We start from the raw sequence: 22959 nt of genomic DNA, 5'->3' as shown, positions 1-22959 counted from the left end.
AAGCCAGTGGCTTATTTAGTGAGTTTATGCTGAATCTCACGAGCGAGCGCATCTAATTCAGCAGCAATACTGCGGTGCGCGCGTTTACGCTGTTCGGTAGTCATATATTCCGCATTATCGACAGCAGCACTAAGCTCATCAAGGCGATCGTGCACATCCTGAATAAAGCCAGGAGCTAACTGAGTAGTTTTGACATGATCACGCATTTTGAGAATACGTGCCTTGAGCGGGGCACCATGCCCAGAGAATTGCCCTAGTTCTTCACTGCTGATTCCCAAACGCTGGGCACGCTTTGCGTCGAGTTGTCCGCGCACAGCAACAACACCACGGTAGAGTAGCGGCAGAATAAACGGTGCTAAGGTACGTGCAGCACCGGAATAGCGCAGCACAGTGTCCTTATTGAATTTTCCTGCTTTGAGTTTTTCTAACTCAGTTTTCGCAAGTCCTTTTTCATGCTTACGCTTTGCTTTTAGCCCTTTTTTCTCTTCTTTGAGTAGGTGCTTTTCCTGTTTAGCAAGCAATTTATCGCGCTTGAGGTCTAATTTTGCAGCTGATTTTACTTCCTGACGTGCACGTGACTTAGCCACTTTTAGCTCTTTCTTAGCCTGCGCGCGCTTTTTACGTGCTTTCTTTAGTAGTCCCATAGAAAAGATCACAACTCCTGAGTTATTTTGCTAAAACCGCAATAGCCACGGGTAGCTAGTACCTAATACCTCATTCATTATATTCATAAATGCTGTGGTCTTCATTAGCTTGGAACCGAGGTAAGCAGTTATGCTAGATAAATTGTGTGCACCGATGACTTTCTGACCCCCGATAATCTAGTAGGGTGTCGCTATCGTTTGGTGCAAAAACAACGCTACCCGCATATAGCGGCAACCACCGCAGCTATCCAGCGCAAACAGCGTCATGCCAGTGCAGCTCAGAGCGTGTTTGATCTTCTTCCTCTCAAACCTCAATTAGGTGATAATCGCCATTTTCTCAGGATAGATTTGGATAAAGAAAAAAGTGCCCAGTTGCGATTCTTTGACACGCTCGAAGCCATTGCCGCAGGGGCACATATCATCACGCACGCAGTGCTAGAGACGCTAGAACCACAGGTTAATAGTGCCTATCAGCAAAAAATGCGAGTAGAGGTAGCTGCCTTGGTGCGTCGCAAAGATGGAAGCTACTATCCAGTGGTTATCTCCCACCATCGGGTTGCGCGCCCTGACCCGACGTCGAAAGTGAAAGTAGTAGCAACTAAGCGATTAGGCTTAGGCAATTCCGCATGGGCGCACTATCGGCTCAAAAACCATGCCATCGACTCATTCCGGCTTGCTATGGCAGACCGTGCCTTAACCGATATGGGGCTGAGCTGCCATCGTGGTGGTCTGATCGGCCAAGACTCCACCTTGGTGTTTTTGCTCAACACTGACTTTTTCCAACAAGGACTAGACCGCGCTCTGGCAATACCAACTCCCACTCGCCCTCACCGAGTACGAGAATGCGCAGGATGTCGGTTCTGGCACCAATGCGAGGCAGAACTGATAGCGGCTGATGATTTGTCCTTATTCCTGAGCGGGGATCTGGCTCGCAAATATCAAAAGCGAGGAATTAACACCGTCGAGGAGCTCATTAGGGCAGATCAGGGTGAAGATTCCGTGCTGGCTTATGCGTGGCGCACTGGCATTGAGGTGCTAAAACGAGATACTTTGACCGACCGCAATAGTATTGCGCAGTTCGACGTAGAAATCGACATTGATGTGGAAGCGTATCTAGATCAAGGCGCCTATTTATGGGGAACTTACGACGGCAACCACTATCGTTGTTTCTCCTTATGGGAGCAGGTGGGCACAGAGGCAGAAGGGCATAATTTTGCCCAATTCTGGCAATGGCTATGTACTCAACGCGCTGAAGCACAGGCGGCGGGAAAAAGTTTTGGGGTTTTTTGCTACTCCGCGCATGGAGAAAATCATTGGCTGAAGTTTAGCGCCAAACGCTTTTATGGCGTAGTGCCTGGAGTGCCACATCCACAGGAGATACAAGAATTTATCAGTTCGAGCCAGTGGATAGATGTGTTTGCCTATGTGAAAAAATATCTTGCCGGCTCGCATGGGCTAGGGCTCAAACAAGTAGCACCTATCGCAGGTTTTCAATGGCGAGAACAGGGCGTTGACGGCGAAGAGAGCATGAATCTTTACCGCCAAGCAATAGGCATGGATATAGGCATGGATAGCACCGTAGCGCCACAGCAAGCTAAGGAAATGCTACTGAGCTACAATGGCGACGATTGCAAAGCAACAAGAGCAGTACGCCATTGGCTCGCCCAAGGCGCGCCTGGTGTACCGCTCTTATCGCAGGTAGAACAAGTGGTGGCTCAGTTATAGTTTTTGACTCGCGCAAAGACCCTATGCCAGGAGGTATCCAGTGCTGTGGCTGCCATACGCATTGCGAAAAAAGATACGCATATTGTGATGATGAGTTCTGCGCCTAGTCCAGCCCAGAGCAAAGCGGAAGAATCCAACTTATAGCCGAAGATAAGCAACGCGATTGCCGGTAATGAGAAGGCGATAATGAGCACGAGTCCTAGGAGAGACGCAAGGTTTTTGCTGCGCCTTGCCTTAAAGAGATTGCTGCCTGGTTTATTCGTTGGTTCTGGGAACTTGACTGCCAGATAACAGCCGAGTGCGGTAGAGAAGAACATAATGCACAGTGCCATGAAAGTGTTAATGCCCCACACGACGTTAAAGCCCTTAAAGGCGCCAACGATACTGGTGAAAACGACGATGGCAATAGTGTTGATTACGATAAGCACTCGTGCACGAGTCTGTAATAAGTCACGAGCGCGTATTCCCGCAGACATATGTACCCAATTTGAGGGACCGTCGAATCCTAGCGTGTTACTGATCATAAGGAAAGCGAATACGCTGGAAAAATAGCAGCCAATCCAGGCGAAGTGCCCAACATCACTAGCGGATAGACCAACACCAATATAAAAAATGATAGCCAATGGGTACACCAGCATGGAGTAGAGCAGGCGCTTATCGCGGACGAGATACCGAATGTATCGTGAGTAGAGTGCACCGCGGGTAGTGGCTGGTAGCGAAGGTAGGAGCAAAGAAGAATTTTTTGCGTCACGACCGCTGTCCTTGCCCTCGGACAAGACCTGAGTCAAACCGCGGCGTAAGTATTCCTTCCATAGGTAGAAAATTGCTGCCACATAAATCACAGTGAGGATTAGCATCGCGACGCCCAGCACAGGTGTTTGCGGTAAATGCGCAGCTGTGGCAACGGCGATGGCCAGCGGTGTCCATTCCCCGATGGTCTTAACTCCGGAAAGAGCCATTGACATTACGTTCTGTGCCCCAGTGCTAATCCCGACATTACTTAAGAAAGCACCACCGAGAATAATGACGATGAATACCACACCCAAAATCAAGTTGAGTGTTTCACGTTTGCCAGAGCCAATGCTGGTAGTCAAAGTGGCGGCTAGTGTTTCGCCAAGGAGAACCGTAATGACCAATTGCACTATGCAACCTAAACACCATAGTAGGGCTGCTAGAGCACCGTGCACGTGAGAAAACCCCAAGGCTCCCATGACCATCATGATGATGGTGTTAATCGTGGCGGTAATGCTGCGGGTTTGGAGGAATAACGCAATGGTATAGCCAGGAAAAATATGCTTTGCGGTCAGTGGTAGTGGTGCAAAAACACTTAGATCGGGTTGGGATTCCCCAGTAGGTAACACGAAAGCTGCAAATAGATATACCAATGTACCTAGTGCCATAACGCTAATGAAAACAGTTATGTTTTTGTCTTCTACAAGGGAGAAGTAGCTAAAAAATCCGAACGCTAGGGTGGTTAAAATGAGAGATCCTGCTTGAAGCAAGGAAAGCAGCAGCATGACTGCTTGGGTAGAGACGGAACGCCACCACAGAATAAGCTGCAGTTTTAATAAAGTGCGTGTGATACTCATGATTATTCCTCGTGTTCTGCTGCTGGTTGTGCATGGTTAAGCCAGCCCAGGCTGCCATCTGCTAGGGTCTTGCCACCAACTGCATTAACGAAACGATCAGTCAATGACATTCCGTTGCGGACTTCGTCGAGAGTGCCGGCAGCGTGTACCGTACCTTTGTTAATAATGGCGACGTGTGAGCAGATATTTTCCACCAATTCCATCACATGAGAGCTAATCACCACAGTGCCGCCAGCGGAAACGAACTGGTGAAGAATCTGGCGAATAATTTGCGCTGATACAGGGTCGACGGCTTCTAGTGGCTCGTCGAGAATCAATACCTCAGGGCTGTGCAATAGAGCAGCAGCAAGCAAAATCTTTTTGGTCATACCTGCGGAATAATCCACAATGTATTTCTTACCTGCATCTTGGAGATCAAGGGCGAGGAGTAATTCTTCCGACCGGGTCTGAATCTCTTTAGTGCCCAGTCCACGCAGATAACCAAGATATTCTAAGTATTCTTTGCCGCTGAGTCGGTCAAAGACGGGCAGACCGTCGGCAAGCAGGCCATAGGATTGTTTTGCTGCCAGGATTTCTTCTTGCGGAGCCTTTTCCCACAGTGGGTGCCCGCATACCCACGCATTTCCCTGTGAAGGTTCGAGCATTCCGGTGCCCATCATCAAGGCGGTGGTTTTGCCAGCTCCATTAGGGCCGACAATGCCATAGAAACTGCCGCGGGGGATGTCGAGGGAAAGGTTATTAACTGCTAAATGCCCGGAATAATTTTTTGTGAGATTACGTAGAGATAGCGCAGCGTTCGGGTGGCTATCCTGAGGGGTATTGAGTGTGTGATTGATCGTCATAACCTCCGATAATATCGGAAGTTCTTGAGGGATATCGGCATTACCCCTGGGGGGGGGGCTTTATTTTTTAGTGCTGCTAAAAGCAGGTTGTCGCAGACAAGAGAAACCCCCAATCTTCATTTTTGTACGAAGATGGGGGTGATAGAAAGTTAGAAATTACTGTGCGGTTGCCGCTGCGAAACGAGCTGCAACATCCTCCCAGTTAAATACATTCCAGACAGCCTTAACATAATCTGCCTTAACATTCTTGTACTGCAAGTAGAAAGCGTGCTCCCACATATCGAGCATAAGAAGTGGAGTGAGATTAACAGAAAGGTTGCCTTGCTGATCAGTCATCTGCTCAATAACGAGGCGGTTAGCAATGTGGTCATAGCCCAATACCGCCCAGCCAGAACCTTGCAAACCTAAAGCAGCAGCGCTGAAGTGATCCTTGAACTGAGCAAAAGAACCAAAATCACGCTCAATAGCTTCAGCGAGTTCACCAGTTGGCTCACCGCCGCCCTGAGGAGAAAGATTCTTCCAGAAAATAGAGTGGTTAGTGTGTCCGCCCAGGTTGAACGCTAAATCTTTAGACAAAGCAGTAACAACGGCAGCGATAGAACCATCTTTACGAGCCTGCTCTAGCTTCTCTAGGGCAGCGTTTGCACCATTAACATAATTCTGGTGGTGCTTGGTGTGGTGCAGCTCCATAATTTCTGCACTGATATGTGGCTCTAGCGCGTCATATGCATAGTCAAGCTGAGGCAATTCATAGGTAGCCATAATGAGGTTTTCCCTTTCCTAAGGTTCATGTATGTTAAGGCTGTGCATGTGTAACTCATGCACAATGATTCCAATGGTAGGGGGGTGCGAAAAAATTGGCAAGGGATATCAAGGGATATGCAGACTAGGTTAGGCAACGATATTAATTCACATTCATGGCAAGGAAATATGTGGAGAGGGTTATATAAGGCGTAGAGTAGCCACATGGGATGGATTTATGGAAAAGCACCAGAATTAGTAAGCGCTGAAGAAGCATTGGCTGGTCGTCGAGAAGCAATAGTGACTGACCCGGCACCCCATGCAGTATTAGGCACACCTATTACCGGGCCGTGGCGTGCAGAGCAGCGACGATTACTCATCGGTATTGGATGCTTTTGGGGCGCGGAAAAAATGCTCTGGGAAATCGAAGGCATAGAAGCCACATCAGTGGGATATGCAGGTGGTATTACCCCTAACCCCACGTATCGGGAAGTCTGTACCGGCAAAACAAACCACGCTGAAGTAGTAGAGGTTGTCTATGATCCAGCGCGTATCAGCTTTGAGGACTTGGTGGTACGCGCCCTTGAAGCTCACGACCCAACCCAGGGGTATCGCCAGGGTAATGACGTGGGTACTCAATATCGTTCAGCTCTGTATACCGACACTGCTGAAGAAGCAGAGCGTGCTCGAGAAATTATCAGTCAGTATGCGCCACAATTGGCTGCGGCTGGTTTTGGCGATATTACGACAGAAGTAGCGGTGCTAGCTGATACCCCGGCAGGCACATATTACCTGGCAGAGGAAGAACATCAGCAATATCTGCACAAAGTGCCTGATGGCTATTGTCCGCATCACTCTACAGGCGTAGCGTGCCGCTTGGCTTAGATGGCATACTCGAAAATAACGAGCATATGCGCGCCAAGCCAGCTGCCCAATAACAGCCATGCAGCGCCTGCAAGAATAAGGCTGCGTCGAGAGGCGTATTTGCCAATGCAAAGCGTGACTGGCAGCAATAAGATAATTGCCGGCAGGAGTAGTCGTGGTCGTGAGTGCATGATGCCATCGGACAGCACGATATTTGCGACGATCCCCGTGCCAAAGATCCATAGCGGCCAGGGGATGCGTCGAAAGCTACTAAAAACAGTGATAATCGCAGCGATAATGCACAAACTGCTCAGTACATACCCGAAGTTTTCTGAGGAACTGAGAGTTTCGCGCAGCCACTTCCAGGTGGCAACTCCAAAATCAAAATGGGAATTCCAGCCTTTGTTCTGAAGTCCGAAATAACCACCAGAGCCACGAGTTTGCGCAGAAGCATAAGCAATAAACGCAACCAAGGGGGCAAGCGCTGCGCAGGCACATGCCCATACGCGCCATTGCGTGCGGGCATAGATAAAAATAACCAGTATAAGTGTCAGCCATAGGTCGATGGCGGTGAGTCTAAAGAAACAGGAAACAAAAACCCACAGACAAGCAGAAAACCACTGGCGACGACACATCGCATAGAGCGCCCACACGCTGCATGCCATAAAAGGTGCTTCGGTATAGACCATGGTGAAAGTCAGGGACATAGGTGCTCCCAACACTAAGAGAGCAGCGCTAAGTTGTGCGGCAGAGGAACCACCAAGATGATCAACTAAAAATAGTATGCCGGCGGTAAGGATAATCCCGAATACAGTGGACAGAATAACTCCTGCCGGAATATAGTCGAGCCCGAAGAAGTGCAATAGGCGGATAAGTGCAGGCAGACCTGGAAAGAATGCAAAGCGTGTTTCCTCTATTGATAAACTGTCGCCTCCTGATTGTGGGGGAGTTACATAGCCAAGTTGGGCTAGTGCAACATAATGTTCACCATCCCACATCTTTAATAAATCCTTGAGGGGCGTGGGATCAACATTGCTGCTGCGGGCGTGACCAGTATTCACCCAAGAAAGGACGAGGAGATGAATGAGGGTGCTGAGCAGGAATAATCCGGCAGCGCTACACCAATACCTGACAGTTTTATTCATCGCGCGCAGATTATCCAGATAGCTCGGCCATGAGCGTGTGGTATGCGATGTAGCTAAACGCGAAGAAGATGAAGGAACTGCGTCTGTGGTGGGCGTATTCGATGTCATAGATGTGTTTTTCATTAAAACAAAGTGCTTTCTCAGCAAATTCTCTCTCGTAAAGTGACCGCACAATATGCGCTCATACAGCGTTTGTAGTCTAATGCCATTGCTTGTGCTTTGCTACTGATATTACGTGTGCATAGAATTATGTGTACTATGTGTCTTATGCATTCCCGCGTGTACTACGGATTACTTCTCCTTAGCTGCCGCGGCGGGTCACAGGTCTAAGATATTTTCACGGCTGGCACCCCGTCGCGGGGTTTTGTGTATGCCGGTCGTGGTTTTCTATAAACTTTTGAGGACTAATCACAATGACCCCTTCTGATTCTTTTATCTCTGCGCCAGCAGATATCACTACTCCAGCCGGAGATCGTGCCCCTGGACAACCTGCATGGAATAAGCAGCGCAATTCTGCTATGCCAGTTAAACGCTATCAAGCCTTTGCCGATGAAGTAGAAGATATTGTATTGCCGGATCGTACCTGGCCAGATAAAAAAATTACTACCGCACCACAGTGGTGTGCAGTAGACTTGCGCGATGGTAATCAGGCATTGATTGACCCAATGAGCCCAGAGCGTAAGCGTCGAATGTTTAATTTGTTGGTCAAAATGGGCTACAAGGAAATTGAAGTTGGGTTTCCTTCGGCTTCTCAAACAGATTTTGATTTTGTTCGTGAGATTATCGAGCAGAATATGATTCCCGATGATGTCACGATTCAGGTTCTAGTGCAGGCTCGTGAGCATTTGATTCGCCGCACCTTTGAGGCGTGCGCAGGTGCCAAGAACGTGATTGTGCATTTCTATAACTCTACGTCGATTTTGCAGCGTCGAGTGGTGTTCCGCAAAGATAAGGACGCTATCAAAAAATTAGCTACCGACGCAGCGGAGTTAATTAAAGAAATCGCCAAGGACTACCCAGAAACCAATTGGCGCTGGGAATACTCGCCAGAATCATACACTGGCACGGAAGTAGCCTATGCCAAAGAAGTATGTGATGCAGTGGTAGAGATCATGGATCCTACTCCAGAAAATCCCATGATTATTAACTTGCCATCCACCGTCGAGATGATCACCCCTAATGTGTACGCCGACTCTATTGAATGGATGCACCGCAATCTTAACCGACGAGACAGTATCATCTTGTCTTTGCACCCACACAATGACCGCGGCACCGGTGTAGCTACTGCAGAGTTGGGTTATCTGGCAGGTGCTGATCGCATTGAGGGTTGTCTTTTCGGTAATGGCGAGCGCACTGGAAATGTGTGTTTGGTGACCTTAGGACTGAATATGCTCACCCAAGGTGTGGACCCTCAGATTGATTTTTCTGATATCGATCAAATTCGTCGCACGGTGGAATACTGCAACCAGTTGCGGGTGCCAGAGCGTCATCCTTATGGTGGTGATTTGGTATTTACCGCGTTCTCTGGTTCGCATCAAGATGCAGTAAATAAGGGTCTAGACGCAATGGCAACCCGAGTGCGTCCAGGAGCAACGCATACCGATGTGAAGTGGGAAGAATTGCGTGAGGAACAATGGGAGGTGCCTTATCTTCCTATTGATCCTAAAGATGTTGGTCGCAGCTATGAGGCGGTGATTCGCGTGAACTCCCAATCAGGTAAGGGCGGTGTTGCCTACATCATGAAAACTGATCATGGTTTGGCTTTGCCACGTCCAATGCAGATTGAGTTCTCTAGCATTGTGCAGGAAGTGACCGACTCTGAGGGTGGCGAAGTAGATTCCAAGAATATGTGGGATATTTTCAGCCAGGCGTATTTGGATCGCACGAGTCCGTTAGAGCAAGTGTCGGTGCAGGTTGAAGCGGCTCGTAATGAAAATGATGAGGCGCATATCAAGGCAGAGCTGATTTATGAAGGCAAAGAGGTTGTTGTTGAGGGTCGGGGCAATGGTCCGGTTGCTGCTTATGCTCATGCGCTTGAATCCTTAGGCATTGCCGTCGACGTGCAGATTTATGAGCAGCACGCTCGTGCAGCAGGTGATGATGCAGAAGCAGCGGCTTATATTTTGGCTGAGGTCAATGGTTCCTTAGCTTGGGGTGTGGGTATTGCTGGTTCTATTACCTATGCGTCGCTTAAGGCGATTACCTCTGCGGTGAATCGTAGCTTGAGCAGCTAGGGTGAGTTTTGTAGCGGGCAGTCTAGAGAGCAGATTAAGGCTCTTGGCTGCCCGCTTGTGTTTTATATGCGCAGGGATTGCTGTCTTAGGGATAACTTTGGGTATCCTGAGGAAGATAAATTAGGTACGATGAAAGTTCAGTAGTACAAGAATGTACAAGAACGAATCGTTGAGAAATCCGAAAGAGGTGTCGCCCGGTGGCACTTGTGGTGCAGAAATATGGAGGTTCTTCGCTAGAGAGCGCGGAACGAATCCGACGAGTGGCGGAACGGATTGTTGCGACCAAAAAGCGTGGGCATGATGTCGTTGTTGTGTGCTCGGCTATGGGAGATACCACCGATGAGCTGCTTGATCTTGCAGCGCAAGTTAATCCGGTGCCGCCAGCTCGTGAGTTAGATATGTTGCTTACCGCAGGCGAGCGCATTTCTAATGCCTTGGTGGCAATGGCAATTGAGTCCTTTGGTGCGCAGGCGCAATCCTTTACGGGTTCGCAGGCGGGGGTGATTACTACAGAACGCCACGGTAATGCGCGTATTGTTGATGTCACTCCAGGTCGTGTGCGCGAAGCTCTCGACGAAGGAAAAATCTGCATTGTTGCTGGTTTTCAGGGGGTTAATCGTGAGTCTAAGGACATCACTACCCTTGGTCGTGGTGGTTCTGATACTACGGCTGTGGCTCTTGCTGCTGCCTTAAAAGCGGATGTGTGTGAAATTTACTCGGATGTTGATGGTGTTTATACTGCTGATCCGCGTATTGTTCCTAAGGCGCGTAAGTTAGAGCAGCTTTCTTTTGAGGAGATGCTTGAGCTTGCGGCTGTGGGCTCAAAAATTCTTGTGTTGCGTAGCGTGGAGTATGCCCGTGCTTTTGGGGTGCCGTTGCGTGTTCGTTCGTCGTATAGCAATGATCCCGGTACGTTGGTGACCGGTTCAATGGAGGATATTCCTGTGGAAGAAGCAGTATTAACTGGTGTGGCAACTGATAAGTCTGAGGCAAAAATTACGGTGTTGGGTATTCCAGACTCGCCCGGTGCTGCTGCGACGGTATTCCGTGCTCTTGCTGATGCCGAGATTAACATTGATATGGTGTTGCAGAATATCTCCTCGTTGGAAGATAATCGCACAGATATTACGTTCACTTGTCCGCGTGCCGACGGTCCGCGCGCTATGGAGTTGCTGACCCCATTAAAAGAAAAAGGTGATTGGCAAAATATCCTTTACGACGATCAAATCGGCAAGGTTTCTTTGGTGGGTGCTGGTATGAAATCGCACCCAGGTGTGACTGCAGTGTTCTGTGAGGCATTGCGCGATAAAGGTATCAACATTGAGTTGATTTCTACTTCTGAGATTCGCATTTCGGTGTTGATTCGAGAGTCTGAATTAGATGAAGCAGCACGAGCTATCCATGATGCTTTTGAGTTGGGCGGCGAGGTAGAAGCTACTGTTTATGCTGGTACCGGTCGCTAGATTCCTATAGAGGCATTCCCATAGAGATACAAGTAGAGATACGAAAAAACTGCTAGAGCCAGAAAGAAGTTTTATACATGGTTACCATTGCAATCGTTGGTGCGACGGGGCAAGTTGGACGAGTAATGCGCGACATACTAGAGGAGCGTGCTTTTCCATGTGAGGCTATTCGTTTTTTTGCCTCTGCGCGTTCTGCTGGTACAACTTTGAGTTTCCGTGGTGAGGACATCGAAGTTGAAGATGTGGCAATTCAAGATGAGCACTCATTGGCTGGTATTGATATTGCATTATTTTCTGCTGGTGGTGCTACGTCTCAGCGCTATGCACCACTTTTTGCTGCGGCAGGTGCAACTGTGGTGGATAATTCCTCTGCATGGCGCAAAGATGAGCAGGTGCCGCTGATTGTTTCCGAGGTGAACCCAGCAGATAAGAATCATTTGCCTAAGGGAATCATCGCTAACCCTAATTGCACCACTATGGCATTGATGCCTGTGGCAAAGGCATTGCATGATGTGGCTGGGTTACGCACTCTTCATGTTGCTTCTTATCAGGCGGTATCTGGTTCTGGGATCGCTGGTGTTGAGACATTGCTCAAGCAGACTGCTCAGATTGGTGATCGTGCTGCTGAGTTGGTGCGTGACGGTAGTGTGTTAGAGCCGGAGGATCTTGGTCCTTATGTGGCACCTATTGCTTTTAATGCGTTGCCTTTTGCGGGGAATCTCGTCGATGATGGTTCTTTAGAGACTGATGAGGAACAAAAACTTCGCAATGAGTCTCGTAAGATTTTGGGTCTGCCAGATCTTAGTGTTGCTGGTACGTGTGTACGTGTTCCAGTGTTTACTGGGCATACGATGGTAGTTCATGCTCAATTTGAGCGTGCGATTACCCCCGAGCAAGCCCGTGAGGTTCTCGCGCAAGCGCCAGGAGTGTTGGTTGTCGATGTGCCTACACCTCTGGCTGCTGCTGGTCGTGATGAGTCTTTGGTGGGGCGTATTCGCCAAGATCAAACTATGGCAGATAACCGTGGTTTAGTTTTTGTGGTTTCGGGTGATAATCTGCGCAAAGGCGCGGCATTGAATACCATCCAGATTGCCGAGCTATTAGTGCAGGGCTAATCACATTAGGAGAGTTTACGTTCTTGGGTGTGGTTCGGGTGCGCAGCAGCAATGATGTCTGCGCGTGCCCGTGCTACTCGAGATCGAATCGTGCCAATGCGAACATTGGCTATTTTTGCTGCTTCTTCGTAGGAGTAGCCCAGTATTTGCGTCAAAATAAGTGCTTCACGACGCTCCGGGGGAAGGTCGTCGATAAGTAGGTGAATATCTACCCATTCTGACCATGTGGCTTCGCTTATGGCGCTAACGTGTTCTACTTGGGCACTAGCTTTTTTGGGGCGCGCCATGTCGTGGCGGATATTGTCGAGCCATGCGCGTCGTGCTACGGCGAGGAGCCAGGTGCGGGCAGAGGAGCGTGCGGCAAAGCGTGGCAGTGACTTAATAACTCTCAGATATGTTTCTTGGGTGAGGTCGTCGGCACTGTCGACGCCGCCGAGGTGGGCGAGTAACCGCCATACGTCGGATTGTGTTTCTTTGATAAAAGTGTTGAGTGCTTGGCGATCGCCTTTGCCTGCTGCAAGGGCTAGTTCGGTGACATAATTATCATGTGCTGTGCGGTGATCGCCGTCGGTCATGGTTAGTGATTTTAGCAGGTATGGTGGGGCGGATTGTCATCCGCTTGCTTTCTGCTTGTTATCCACGAGGAATATTGAGGAATATCGAGGAATATATAAGCCAACCCTAATGATTTCTTATCGCTTGCTAGGTTTTTCTTTTTAATCTACGCTGGAGTGAGTAGGTAACAACTATCAATCAACACTCACCTATAAGTGTCATGGAATAATCAGTGAAGGAGCTGTAGGCACAATGTCAGCTGTCGATCCAATTCTGAGCAACGGGGAGATACCAGCCACATCTTCTCATACCACACGCCATAATGGTGCTCCAGTAGCCAGTGAAAATATCTCTATCACCCAAGGCGCTCAAGGAGCTAATGTGCTCAATGACATTCACCTCATTGAAAAATTAGCGCATTTCAATCGCGAACGTGTCCCAGAGCGCAATCCACACGCAAAAGGCCACGGCGCCTTTGGTGAACTACACATCACCGAGGATGTTTCGCGCTATACCAAAGCACAGTTATTCCAAAAAGGCGTGGTCACGCCTATGGCAGTACGCTTTTCTACCGTCGCTGGTGAACAAGGCTCCCCAGATACCTGGCGTGATGTGCACGGTTTTGCCTTAAGATTCTGGACCAAAGAAGGCAACTATGACATCGTTGGCAACAACACCCCAACTTTTTTCTTGCGCGATGGCATAAAGTTCCCAGATTTTATCCACTCCCAAAAACGCATGGGTGCAAACGGATTGCGCAATGCTGATATGCAATGGGACTTCTGGACCCGAACACCAGAATCAGCACACCAAGTTACCTATCTTATGGGGGACCGGGGAACACCAAAAACCTCGCGCCACCAGGATGGATTTGGCTCGCACACCTTCCAGTGGATCAATGCGCAAGGAACACCGGTATGGGTGAAATATCACTTTAAGACTCGCCAGGGCTGGGACTGCTTCACCGATGAACAAGCTCAAGAAATGGCAGGTAAGAATGCCGATCATCATCGTGAAGATCTCTACAATGCCATCGAAAGAGGCGACTACCCCATCTGGGATGTCAAAGTGCAAATAATGCCTTTCGAGGAGGCAAAGACTTACAAGTACAATCCTTTTGACCTCACAAAAACTTGGTCACAGCAGGATTATCCGCTTATCGACGTCGGGTATTTCATTCTCAATCGCAACCCACGTAATTTCTTTGCACAGATTGAGCAACTAGCTCTTGATCCATCCAATCTTGTTCCTGGTATTGGACTATCACCAGATAGAATGTTGCAAGCTCGTGTGTTCGCCTATGCCGATGCTCAGCGGTATCGCATTGGGGCAAATTATCGCCAACTTCCGATCAATAAGCCAATAAACACCGTCAATACTTATTCCCATGAAGGCGCTATGGCTTATGAGTTCAACCCGGCCGATGCGCCAGTGTATAGCCCTAATCGCTTTGATAAAGGTGCTGGTTATCTCGATGATGGTGCAACATCTTCCTCAGGTGTGGGATATGGTCAGGCGCATGACCTCTACATTAATCCTGACCCGCACGGTACCGATTTGGTGCGTGAGGCATATGTTAAGCATGAAGCCGATGATGATTTCATTCAGGCGGGAATTCTTTACCGTGAGGTCATGGATGAGGGCGAGAAGGAACGCCTAGCGCATAATATCGCTGGGGCGATGGTTGGTGTTTCTGAGCAGGTAGAACAGCGGGTGTACCAGTATTGGGATAACGTCGATAAGCAATTAGGTCAACGCGTTCGAGAGGTATTTGCGACCAAGAAGTAATACTATCGACGGTATGCACATTATTGCTCATCGTGGTTTTAGTGGCCGATACCCAGAAATGAGTCCGCTTGCCTACGAAAAGGCACTAGAATTGCCGATTACGGGTGTGGAATGTGATATTCGGCTCAGCCGTGATGGGCATATTGTCTGTGTGCATGATAGGGATTTGCTGCGCTTATCGGGGCGGCGGACTGTCATTTCGAGTGCCACACTGCAGGAGATTAAAGATACGCATCCTGGTGTCCTTACCCTCGATGAGCTTATCGAAATGGTGTTTTCTTATCCTGGAAAACACCTGTATATTGAGCCTAAACATCCCACGCGGGCTGGTCGTCTGGTAGAGCACCAGCTCGCGAGTTGTTTGCGCCATCATAAACTATTAACGGATGAGCGCATTCATGTTATCTCCTTTTCGCACAGTATGGTTCGTCGCATGGCAGCATTGGCGCCACAGATAGAAACTTTTTATTTGCGCAGGCATTGGGAGCATAATCTCAATCCCACAGATATATTCTTTTCTCGTCCGCATGGTGCAGGGATGAGTATTGCGCGGGCAAAACTCAGCCCAGAGCTTATCGGGGCAAAAGCAAAGCCAACCTACATTTATACCGTCAATGATCCTCAAGATATGCGCTATTGTCGTGATCGGGGAGTTGGAGTTATGGCTACAGATTTTCCAGATATTGCTCTCGACGTGCTGGGCTAATGCTTACATAATGCCAGCGAGCAGGTACATTGGTAGGCATGGCTAAAAAGAAAAAGAAAGAGCAACTGCCTGAAGGCATGAGTCGCAGGCAAGCGAAGTTGGCAGCTCGAGCAGCGCAGCGTGCTGCATTAGAGCGGGATCATCGCCCTTATGCTTCCTTCCCATTTGAGACAGAATTGGTGGCAATGCAGGAGTTTGTGCCTGCAGCACTGGCCAAAGTGCAGGTCAAAGGGGTCGAGCGTGAGGTATATCTCTGCACGGTACTTCCTGGTGGTAGTGCTGCTTTGGTTCGTGATGAGCAGGTAGGGGGCGCTGCGTTTGTGGCGTTACAAACCCAAAAGCACTCGCATAATCCTAATCGTGATTTAGCTTTTGCTTTGGACTGGGTGCGTACTGCTCAACCAGCTCAAACTCTTGAAGTGGGTATTGCCGATGGTACTCAGCCAGATATTGCAGAACTGTTGGTAGCTGAGCAGGAGTTTAAGGTTGAGGTCAAAGATGATTTTAATTGGTGGATTCCTGAGGGCTCTCAGCTGCAACCTGAGTATGCGCAGGCAATCCAGGCTGCCAATGATTCTATTTTGCCTTCTCGCAAAGTTGAGGCTGAAGTACCAGGCTCGGTGTGGTGGATTAACCCAGGCGATAAGGCGCATATTCGTTGGGTGCGCAATGAAGATGAGGATACGCTTTTGCGAGCTTTGGCGCGTATTGCTGCTCGTGGTGAGTTGAAATTGGGTGCAGAGACAAAGTTTGCTGGTGTGTTCCGAGTTAATGGTTTGGCGGTGCCAGTGTGGGATCTTGATCCACAGCGTGAGCCTTCGGATTATCGTGCTGATGTGGAAGCGCTCAATGAGAAAATTATTGCTGAGATAGATAATGATGCGCAGTTGAGTGCTGATGAGCGTCGTCAGCTGGAAAATATCAAATCGCGTCAGGTAACAATCCGCTAAGTGTATGCTTGTCGACGCTATGCCAGGGTTTTCCCTGGCATTTTTTGTTATGAGGGCAGTGGTAGGGGTAGAAAATGGCTATATTAAATCTATAACCCTATAGTTAATGGGTAGTTGAGTGATAGTCATCACGAAGGGAGCTGTTCATGTCGGAGATAATCGCTAAGGTCAATGAGATTGTCTGGTCGCCAGCATTAGTATTTCTATGCTTGGGTGCTGGTATCTTCTTCACCTTATCCACAAAGTTTCTGCAAATTCGTTGCATACCCGATATGCTCAAGCAATTAGTCAATGGCGAAAAATCAGAAAGCGGTATTTCTTCTTTCCAATCACTGATGATCTCTCTCGCTGGGCGTGTTGGCGTTGGTAATATCGGCGGAGTTGCCACTGCAATTGCCTTCGGTGGGCCAGGTGCTGTGTTTTGGATGTGGACAGTTGCATTATTGGGATCTGCAACGTCTTTCATGGAGTGCTGCCTAGCGCAGATCTATAAGGAAAAAGATCCGGATACTGGTGAGTATCGTGGTGGTCCAGCGTATTTCATTGAAAAAGCATATCGACACACCTCCGCAGCACCGTTTATGTTGTTCTACGCTATCCTTTTTGCTATTGCCATGATTGTCTCTACCAGCTATTTCTTACCTGGTGTTCAGGCTAATGGGCTTGCTACTGCAGTGCAGAATGCCTGGAATGTGGATGTGAAAATTACCGCTGTGTTCATTGCCCTTGTGGTAGCGATCATTATTATCGGCGGTGTTAAGCGTATTGCGAACTTTGCCTCTCTTGTCGTGCCGTTTATGGCAGTGGTGTACATTATCATTGCTCTTGTTGTGCTGTGTGTGAACTTCAATGAGATTCCGCACGTATTCAGCCTTATTTTTAAGTCGGCATTTAATGCTGAAGCTACTTTCTCTGGAATGTTAGGCGTTGCGATTATGTGGGGTGTCAAGCGCGGCATTTACTCCAATGAAGCAGGTCAGGGTACTGGTCCACAGGCGGCGGCAGTGGCTGAGGTATCGCATCCAGCGAAACAGGGATTCGTGCAAGCCTTTGCGGTGTACGTCGATACGCTCTTTGTGTGTTCTGCGACAGCATTCATCATCATTTCCACTGATATGTATAAGGTGTTCCGCGGTGAGAGTGAAGATGGCGCAGTAATATACCCTGGTAGTGTGCCAGCAGGGGTGGATGTTGGACCAGGTTTTGTGCAATCGGGCTTGGATTCCTTTGCCCCAGGTATTGGACCTAGTTTCGTGGCACTAGCTATTGTGTTCTTTGCCTTTACGACGATTCTCGCCTACTACTACATGGCGGAAGTTAATTTCGCTTATCTCAATAGGTGGGTGAAGAATCCGCAGGTGCGTCGTGGGTTGATTTGGGCACTGCGTATCGTGGTGATTATCTCTGTATTTGTCGGTGCAACCAGCAGCGCAGGTGATGCCTGGGCGCTAGGTGATATCGGTATGGGATCGACTGCATGGCTCAATATCGTTGCGGTGCTGTTCTTACAAGTGCCAGCGCATAAGGCGCTCAAAGATTACCTGGCGCAAAAGAAAGCTGGGCAAGATCCTGACTTCGATCCTGAGGCATTGGGCATTAAAAATGCTGATTTCTGGGTAGAACGCAAGAAAGAACACGCCAGCGCATAGCAATACAGCGCATACCTGCGTGCATACCAAGCAAGGCTCAGGCGAAATGCCTCGCCTTGCTATTTTTTAGGATCAGGCTCTGTTGCCTGGGTGAGCGTATGCGCATAGTCGCCAAGCAAGGAATGTAATGCCTGCTCAGAAGGGGTGTGTTTCTTATTGGTGAGGTAGAAAAACGCGCCAAGTAGTGCCCATGCCCCAAGAATGAGGTATTCCGCTGGAAATACTAAAGACAACCCAGAACCTGGGACAAGAGCGAGTGCGATGACCAAAACAGCACCTACCGCTCCGCATAGTGGCAATACCAAGGACCACCGTGATTCTGGCGCTAAGTGTGGATATATGCTGCGCAAGCGAATATGCGCACCGACGACGATAACCCATACCAAGCCCAGGTAAATGCCACCAGTATCCAAAAACCATACCACTGCCGCTTTGCCGAGCCATCCGAGGGCAATGGTGATGAACATAACGAAGAGCAGGGCGTTCTTTGGGGTGTTATGGCGGTGATCGAGACGAGCTAGTGCAGCAGGTAATAGCTCTACGCGTGCCATAGCAACGACGATCCTACTGGTTGCCATATAGAGTCCAAGGAATGAGGTGAGCAAGCCTAGCAGGGCAATGAGATACGCACCCCAGGACAACCATTTATGACCGGCGGTGGCAAATGCAGTGATTGTTCCCTGTTCCATAGTGGCGACTTCTTCCCAGGGCAGGATAAAAGCTGAGGCGAGTAATACTAAACAATAAAAACTACCGGCTAAGAGTACGGTAATAACCACGAGACGCCCGATTGTTTTGGGGCTGAGTTTTGCTTCCTCAGCTAAGGTGGCAACTAGCCCAAAACCAGCCATGTAGGTCATCCCTGGAACCACAAAACGCAAGGTATGTGTGAGTGGGTTATCGTCGGGGTGAAAAGCCGGCAGGAAATTATCGACAGTGCCTTGAGAAAAACCGACAAAGGCGAGGCAGAGCCCAATGAAAATGAGAATGGCGAAGAATACGGTTTGTACCTTTGCCCCAATGCTCACGCGGAACACATTAAAACAGAAGAATAACAGGGTGATACCCAAGCCACAGAGTAGCACCGGAGCGGTGACTTGCTGACCAGCAATGGAATAGAGCGGGAGACTATCCATGAATGGAAAGACACGACCAAGCAAAATGCCAAAAGCAGTGAAATAAAAAGCAAGAGAAGAAATATACGCGCCGATGAGCAACCAACCAACGAGGAACCCAACTCCTCTGCCAAGAACAGTGTAGCCAAAAACAACTTCACCACCTGCGCGTGGAAAAAGGGTGGTGAGTTTGGCGTAGGAAAGGGCGACACAGGCTGCTAATAAAGTGCCAAGGGCAAGTCCGAAAATCATGCCGCCGGCACCATAGGTATCAAAGAATGTGCCGTTGGTGTAAATCCAGCTAGAGCCAATGACTCCAGAAACACCCAGTGCAATGAGGGAAAATAGACCGAGGGAACGATGTAATTGGGTGTTTGCCATGATGATTCCTTGCCTTTCGCTATTGTGCGCCCAGGGGCGCAGTCAGTGTGGTCAGTGGCGTGTGCTAGGTATGCTGCTAGGTATGTTATTGCCGTAGTGAATCAAAAAGTTCCTGCGATTGCTGTTCGTCCCACAACAGCACATTGCCTGATTCAGTATCGGCAAAACCAGAGTAAGGAATAGTGACTGTGCGCATACCGCCACGAATTGCTAAGCCAACTTTGAGCAAATCCCAAATATGATCATCATGATCGACAGTAAAAGAACCAGCAACATTATTGGCGGTGCCAAATACCCGCAATGGATTAAGCGCTGTAGCAGGGGAAGTGAGCTTTTTGACCAGTGCCGCAAAAAACTCACGTTGGCGTGCCACGCGGTCAATATCACCTAATGCAGTAGCGCGGGTACGCACATAACCCAAGGCAGTAGGCCCATCTGCTTGCTGGCATACTGCATCAAGGGTGATTCCGGCTAGGGGATCGTCGATAGGCTCATTGGGGCAGATTTCTATCCCGCCGAGTGCGTCGACCACACTAGCTAACCCACCCATGCCGATTTCTGCATAGTGATCAATGCGCAATCCGGTAGTTTGCTCTACAGTCTGAATAAGCAGGGGTGCGCCGCCATAAGTAAAGGCAGCGTTGATTTTATCCTCGCCATAGCCAGGAATGGGAACATAAGAATCGCGTGGAATGGACATCAACGTAGGCTCAGCATTATCAGGTATATGCAGCACCATGATGGTATCGGTACGCACTGAGCCAATATCGCCGCCGGTGCCAAGGCGCGCGGCTTCTTCTTCGCTCAGACCAGTACGTGAATCTGAGCCCACAAGCAGCCAATTGGTGCCGGCAGTATCAGCAATATGTTCTGCTGGCTGCGCCTCAATGCGGTTGAGTTTGGTATCAAACCATATGATACTTGCCGCGCTAAGCACTAGCCCAATAATGAGTAACCACAAAACAGCAGTCAGACAGCCACGTGCTCGGCGTCGTACTCGAGGAGCTTTTCGACGCCCACCTGGTGCGTGACCAAGCTGAGATTGCTGCAATGCTTGGGCTTGTTGCACCTGAGGTGAGGGAATATATTGCTGTGGTCTTTGCTGATTCTGCGGCGGTGACTGGGGGTGCTGCCCCTGCGCTTGCCAGGAAGATTGCTGCGGATGTGCGAAGTCTTCTACCCGAGTCGGTTCCGGCTGCGACACAGGTGACACAGGTGCAGCCGTAGGATTACCTGTGTTGTTTGCTGCCGGACGACGGCGCACTGGTCTGCCAAAACGATCACGCACGGGATTACCTTGTGCGTCGAGTAGATACTCATCATGAGAAGACATGACAAAATTCTACAGAAATACCTACCCAGGGGAAACATTTAACTTGGGCAGCTCGCACTAGATAAAGCTCAAAAATTGCGCCAAGAAGGCATATCCAACAAAGGCAGTGGCGTCGATAAGAAAATGAGCAATGATGAGAGGCGTGACCTTTTTGGTTTTGTAGAAGAAGATACCAAAAATTATTCCCATGATGATATTGCCGACACCAGCAGAAAAACCCTGGTAAAGATGATAACTGCCGCGTAAGAGAGCGCAGATGGCAACGATGGCAATGGGAGCGAGACGAAGTTGGCTCAATCTGGTGCTCAGCCACAGCACCACCACGATTTCTTCAGCAAAGGCATTGGCGAAAGACCACAGCAATAAAATGAGCACGCTCATTATGCTGTGTGCGGCTAGCATTTGGCTGGGGATAACTTGTTTTGTTAAGTCATGATCGAGGGCAAAAAGGTATAGACCAAGCCCAGGAATACCAATAAGTGCAGCTAGGGCAGCACCATAACCTATATTCTTCAGCCCAGAGCGAAAGCGCTGTGCCGTTGTGATACGTGGGCGCGCAGCTTGTGGTGGATGCTGTGGTCGGTGCTGTGGTGGGTAATGAATGCGGAGTAGAAAAAGCGCGAGCAACCCCCAGCCGATTAGGGATGCGGCACTGCATAGTTGTAATGCGAGATCAAGCCAAGGCAGGGTTGATTGCGCACCATTGAGAGTCGTGCTCTGTTGGGACAGTGGGGTAGGGTCGAGAGCTGCGTCGATAAGTTTTAATGCAGAGCGTAGCCCTGACATACCGAAAGTAATGGTGAGCAGGAGGACTATTTCCCACAGCAGGGCACGTTTTTTAGTGCACACAATTGACCTCCTGGTGTGGGGCGGCAGCAGCATCAAGGGCATAGGCAGCAGCAAAAATATCAGCAGTGGAGCCATGTATCGCGCCAAGATGAATACCGACAGGTGGGCGACCAGAAAGAGGAACAGGCATACTCAACGCAGCACCACCAGACATATTGAACATTGTTGCCCACGGAGTCCACTGCGTTTGAGTATAAAAATCATCCGGCGGAGCCTGAGCAGCGAAAAATCCCACAGGAGGCGGATCAAAAGCCAAGGTAGGAGTGAGGAGAAGATCACAGTCCCATGCCGTGCGCAGCAAAGAATCAACAGAAAGGAAAATCTGGCGCGCCTGAGCAGCGCGTTGCTCGGATAAACTCTGACCGCGCTCACGTAACCACGACACCAAAGGCGAAGCCTCGCCACGGATAGTCGCACAGCGCAGGGATAATACATCGTGAAAAGCCTGAAAAGGCTGATCACCATAAGGACGAGCGACAGGATAAACCTCATGTCCCGCCTGACCCAAAATCCGTGCTGTGTAATCGAGCGCAATGAGCATATCCTCGCTCACCTCCACCTCGGCATGAACCGGGGTACTCAGCACACCAATGCGCAGCGGACGGTGTACCTGCGCCTTGCCAGCGACCTGCGCATTGTCAGCGCAAACTTTTGCTCTAGCCCCAGTACCAACCCCGGTCTTAGCAGCGGGCACCTGAGGATAAAGCCAAGCACAATCATGCACACTACGGCACACAAAACCCTGGACAACCGGATTAGCGCCTGCCGTATCATGAGCTGGCTTAAACCCCACAATGCCACAAGCCGCAGCAGGAACCCGAATAGAACCACCCCCATCAGAAGCATGAGCAGCACGCACCAAACCTCGTGCTACCATCGCGGCACCACCACCGGTCGAGCCACCAGGAGTCGCACCAGGATAGAGCGGATTCTCCGGAGCAGGCAGCCCCACAGGTTCGGTATAGGCACATAACCCTAATTCAGGAGTCAGAGTTTTCCCCGGCACCAGCGCGCCCTGCTGAAGATAATTGTCAATGAACTCATCAGTTTTATCTGCCCAGCGAGTGCGCTGCACACTGCCAAAAGACGTAGGTAGTCCAGCAACATCAGAAAGATCCTTAGCTGGAATTAACCAACCAGCCAACCGACCCACACGCAATGGCGAGCGATAAGAATCATCGTGGCGCTCACGCCAATGCTGATGCTCGATATATTCATGAGCATAGTCGGGAGCAAAAAAGCTATAGCCATGTTCTTGGGGCATGAGCTTA

19 protein-coding genes are annotated in these 22959 nt (G+C 49.5%); 9 read left to right on the top strand and 10 right to left on the bottom strand.

Annotation, left to right across the window (positions count from 1 at the left end; all coding sequences use genetic code 11):
* Positions 1-11 precede the first annotated feature (11 nt).
* Entirely contained in the window at positions 12-644 is a 633-nt protein-coding gene (locus EML15_RS10055) for a DUF6474 family protein (protein WP_144275016.1), read from the bottom strand.
* 144 nt (positions 645-788) lie between these two features.
* Between EML15_RS10055 and EML15_RS10050 the strand changes: the two genes are divergently transcribed.
* Positions 789-2369, top strand: coding sequence for a TM0106 family RecB-like putative nuclease (locus EML15_RS10050; protein WP_144275018.1), 1581 nt, complete (start codon positions 789-791; stop codon positions 2367-2369).
* On the opposite strand, the gene EML15_RS10045 is transcribed toward EML15_RS10050, so the two are convergent.
* The 3 genes from EML15_RS10045 to EML15_RS10035 form a co-directional block, all read right to left on the bottom strand.
* Positions 2360-3958, bottom strand: coding sequence for a hypothetical protein (locus tag EML15_RS10045; RefSeq protein ID WP_144275020.1), 1599 nt, complete (start codon positions 3956-3958; stop codon positions 2360-2362). The two genes, EML15_RS10050 and EML15_RS10045, sit on opposite strands and share 10 nt — an antisense overlap.
* Positions 3959-3960: 2 nt before the next feature.
* Entirely contained in the window at positions 3961-4800 is an 840-nt protein-coding gene (locus EML15_RS10040) for an ABC transporter ATP-binding protein (RefSeq protein ID WP_144275022.1), read from the bottom strand.
* Positions 4801-4956: 156 nt separating this feature from the next.
* On the bottom strand, positions 4957-5562 hold the full coding sequence (locus EML15_RS10035) for a superoxide dismutase (RefSeq protein ID WP_144275024.1): 606 nt from the start codon (positions 5560-5562) through the stop codon (positions 4957-4959).
* A gap of 204 nt (positions 5563-5766) precedes the next feature.
* Here EML15_RS10035 and msrA point away from each other — a divergent pair, with 204 nt between their 5' ends.
* Entirely contained in the window at positions 5767-6426 is a 660-nt protein-coding gene (gene msrA / locus EML15_RS10030) for a peptide-methionine (S)-S-oxide reductase MsrA (protein WP_144275026.1), read from the top strand.
* Here msrA and EML15_RS10025 read toward each other — a convergent pair.
* Positions 6423-7658 (bottom strand): glycosyltransferase family 39 protein, encoded by a 1236-nt coding sequence (locus tag EML15_RS10025; protein ID WP_144275028.1) that lies wholly within the window; start codon positions 7656-7658, stop codon positions 6423-6425. The genes msrA and EML15_RS10025 overlap by 4 nt on opposite strands.
* A gap of 305 nt (positions 7659-7963) precedes the next feature.
* On the opposite strand from EML15_RS10025, the gene leuA reads away from it, so the two are divergent.
* The 3 genes from leuA to EML15_RS10010 all read left to right on the top strand — a co-directional run bounded on the left by leuA (position 7964) and on the right by EML15_RS10010 (position 12362).
* Positions 7964-9784, top strand: a complete 1821-nt coding sequence (leuA, locus tag EML15_RS10020) for a 2-isopropylmalate synthase (protein ID WP_144275030.1) — start codon at positions 7964-7966, stop codon at positions 9782-9784.
* Between the two features lie 197 nt (positions 9785-9981).
* Entirely contained in the window at positions 9982-11247 is a 1266-nt protein-coding gene (locus EML15_RS10015; RefSeq protein WP_144275032.1) for an aspartate kinase, read from the top strand.
* A 77-nt stretch (positions 11248-11324) separates the two neighbouring features.
* The gene (locus EML15_RS10010) at positions 11325-12362 is read left to right on the top strand and encodes an aspartate-semialdehyde dehydrogenase (RefSeq protein WP_144275034.1); all 1038 of its coding nucleotides are present in this window, start codon (positions 11325-11327) and stop codon (positions 12360-12362) included.
* Positions 12363-12367: 5 nt separating this feature from the next.
* Here the strand turns inward: EML15_RS10010 and EML15_RS10005 are convergent, their stop codons facing one another.
* Positions 12368-12937, bottom strand: a complete 570-nt coding sequence (locus tag EML15_RS10005) for an RNA polymerase sigma factor (RefSeq protein WP_144275036.1) — start codon at positions 12935-12937, stop codon at positions 12368-12370.
* A 232-nt stretch (positions 12938-13169) separates the two neighbouring features.
* On the opposite strand from EML15_RS10005, the gene EML15_RS10000 reads away from it, so the two are divergent.
* From EML15_RS10000 to EML15_RS09985, 4 genes are all read left to right on the top strand, one after another.
* Positions 13170-14705, top strand: coding sequence for a catalase (locus EML15_RS10000; RefSeq protein ID WP_144275037.1), 1536 nt, complete (start codon positions 13170-13172; stop codon positions 14703-14705).
* Between the two features lie 13 nt (positions 14706-14718).
* Positions 14719-15411 carry a glycerophosphodiester phosphodiesterase family protein gene (locus EML15_RS09995; protein WP_144275039.1) on the top strand — a complete coding sequence of 231 codons (693 nt, stop codon included), beginning with the start codon at positions 14719-14721 and terminating at the stop codon, positions 15409-15411.
* Positions 15412-15449: 38 nt separating this feature from the next.
* Positions 15450-16361, top strand: coding sequence for a DUF5926 family protein (locus tag EML15_RS09990; RefSeq protein ID WP_144275041.1), 912 nt, complete (start codon positions 15450-15452; stop codon positions 16359-16361).
* 146 nt (positions 16362-16507) lie between these two features.
* Positions 16508-18010, top strand: coding sequence for an alanine/glycine:cation symporter family protein (locus EML15_RS09985; protein ID WP_144275043.1), 1503 nt, complete (start codon positions 16508-16510; stop codon positions 18008-18010).
* A 59-nt stretch (positions 18011-18069) separates the two neighbouring features.
* On the opposite strand, the gene EML15_RS09980 is transcribed toward EML15_RS09985, so the two are convergent.
* From EML15_RS09980 to EML15_RS09965, 4 genes are all read right to left on the bottom strand, one after another.
* Complete coding sequence (locus EML15_RS09980; protein WP_210415244.1) at positions 18070-19506, bottom strand: APC family permease; 1437 nt, start codon at positions 19504-19506, stop codon at positions 18070-18072.
* 85 nt (positions 19507-19591) lie between these two features.
* The gene (locus EML15_RS09975) at positions 19592-20839 is read right to left on the bottom strand and encodes an LCP family protein (protein WP_144275047.1); all 1248 of its coding nucleotides are present in this window, start codon (positions 20837-20839) and stop codon (positions 19592-19594) included.
* A 57-nt stretch (positions 20840-20896) separates the two neighbouring features.
* Complete coding sequence (locus EML15_RS09970; protein ID WP_246858279.1) at positions 20897-21625, bottom strand: CPBP family intramembrane glutamic endopeptidase; 729 nt, start codon at positions 21623-21625, stop codon at positions 20897-20899.
* A 52-nt stretch (positions 21626-21677) separates the two neighbouring features.
* Positions 21678-22952: an amidase gene (locus EML15_RS09965; RefSeq protein ID WP_246858278.1), complete on the bottom strand. Its 1275-nt coding sequence runs from the start codon at positions 22950-22952 to the stop codon at positions 21678-21680.
* Between the last annotated feature and the right edge of the window lie 7 nt (positions 22953-22959).

The sequence above is a fragment of the Corynebacterium sp. sy017 genome (genome assembly GCF_017918135.1).
Lineage (GTDB): Bacteria > Actinomycetota > Actinomycetes > Mycobacteriales > Mycobacteriaceae > Corynebacterium.
Note: the sequence above shows the minus strand (reverse complement) of the source record. Positions and strands in the feature narration are given on the sequence as shown.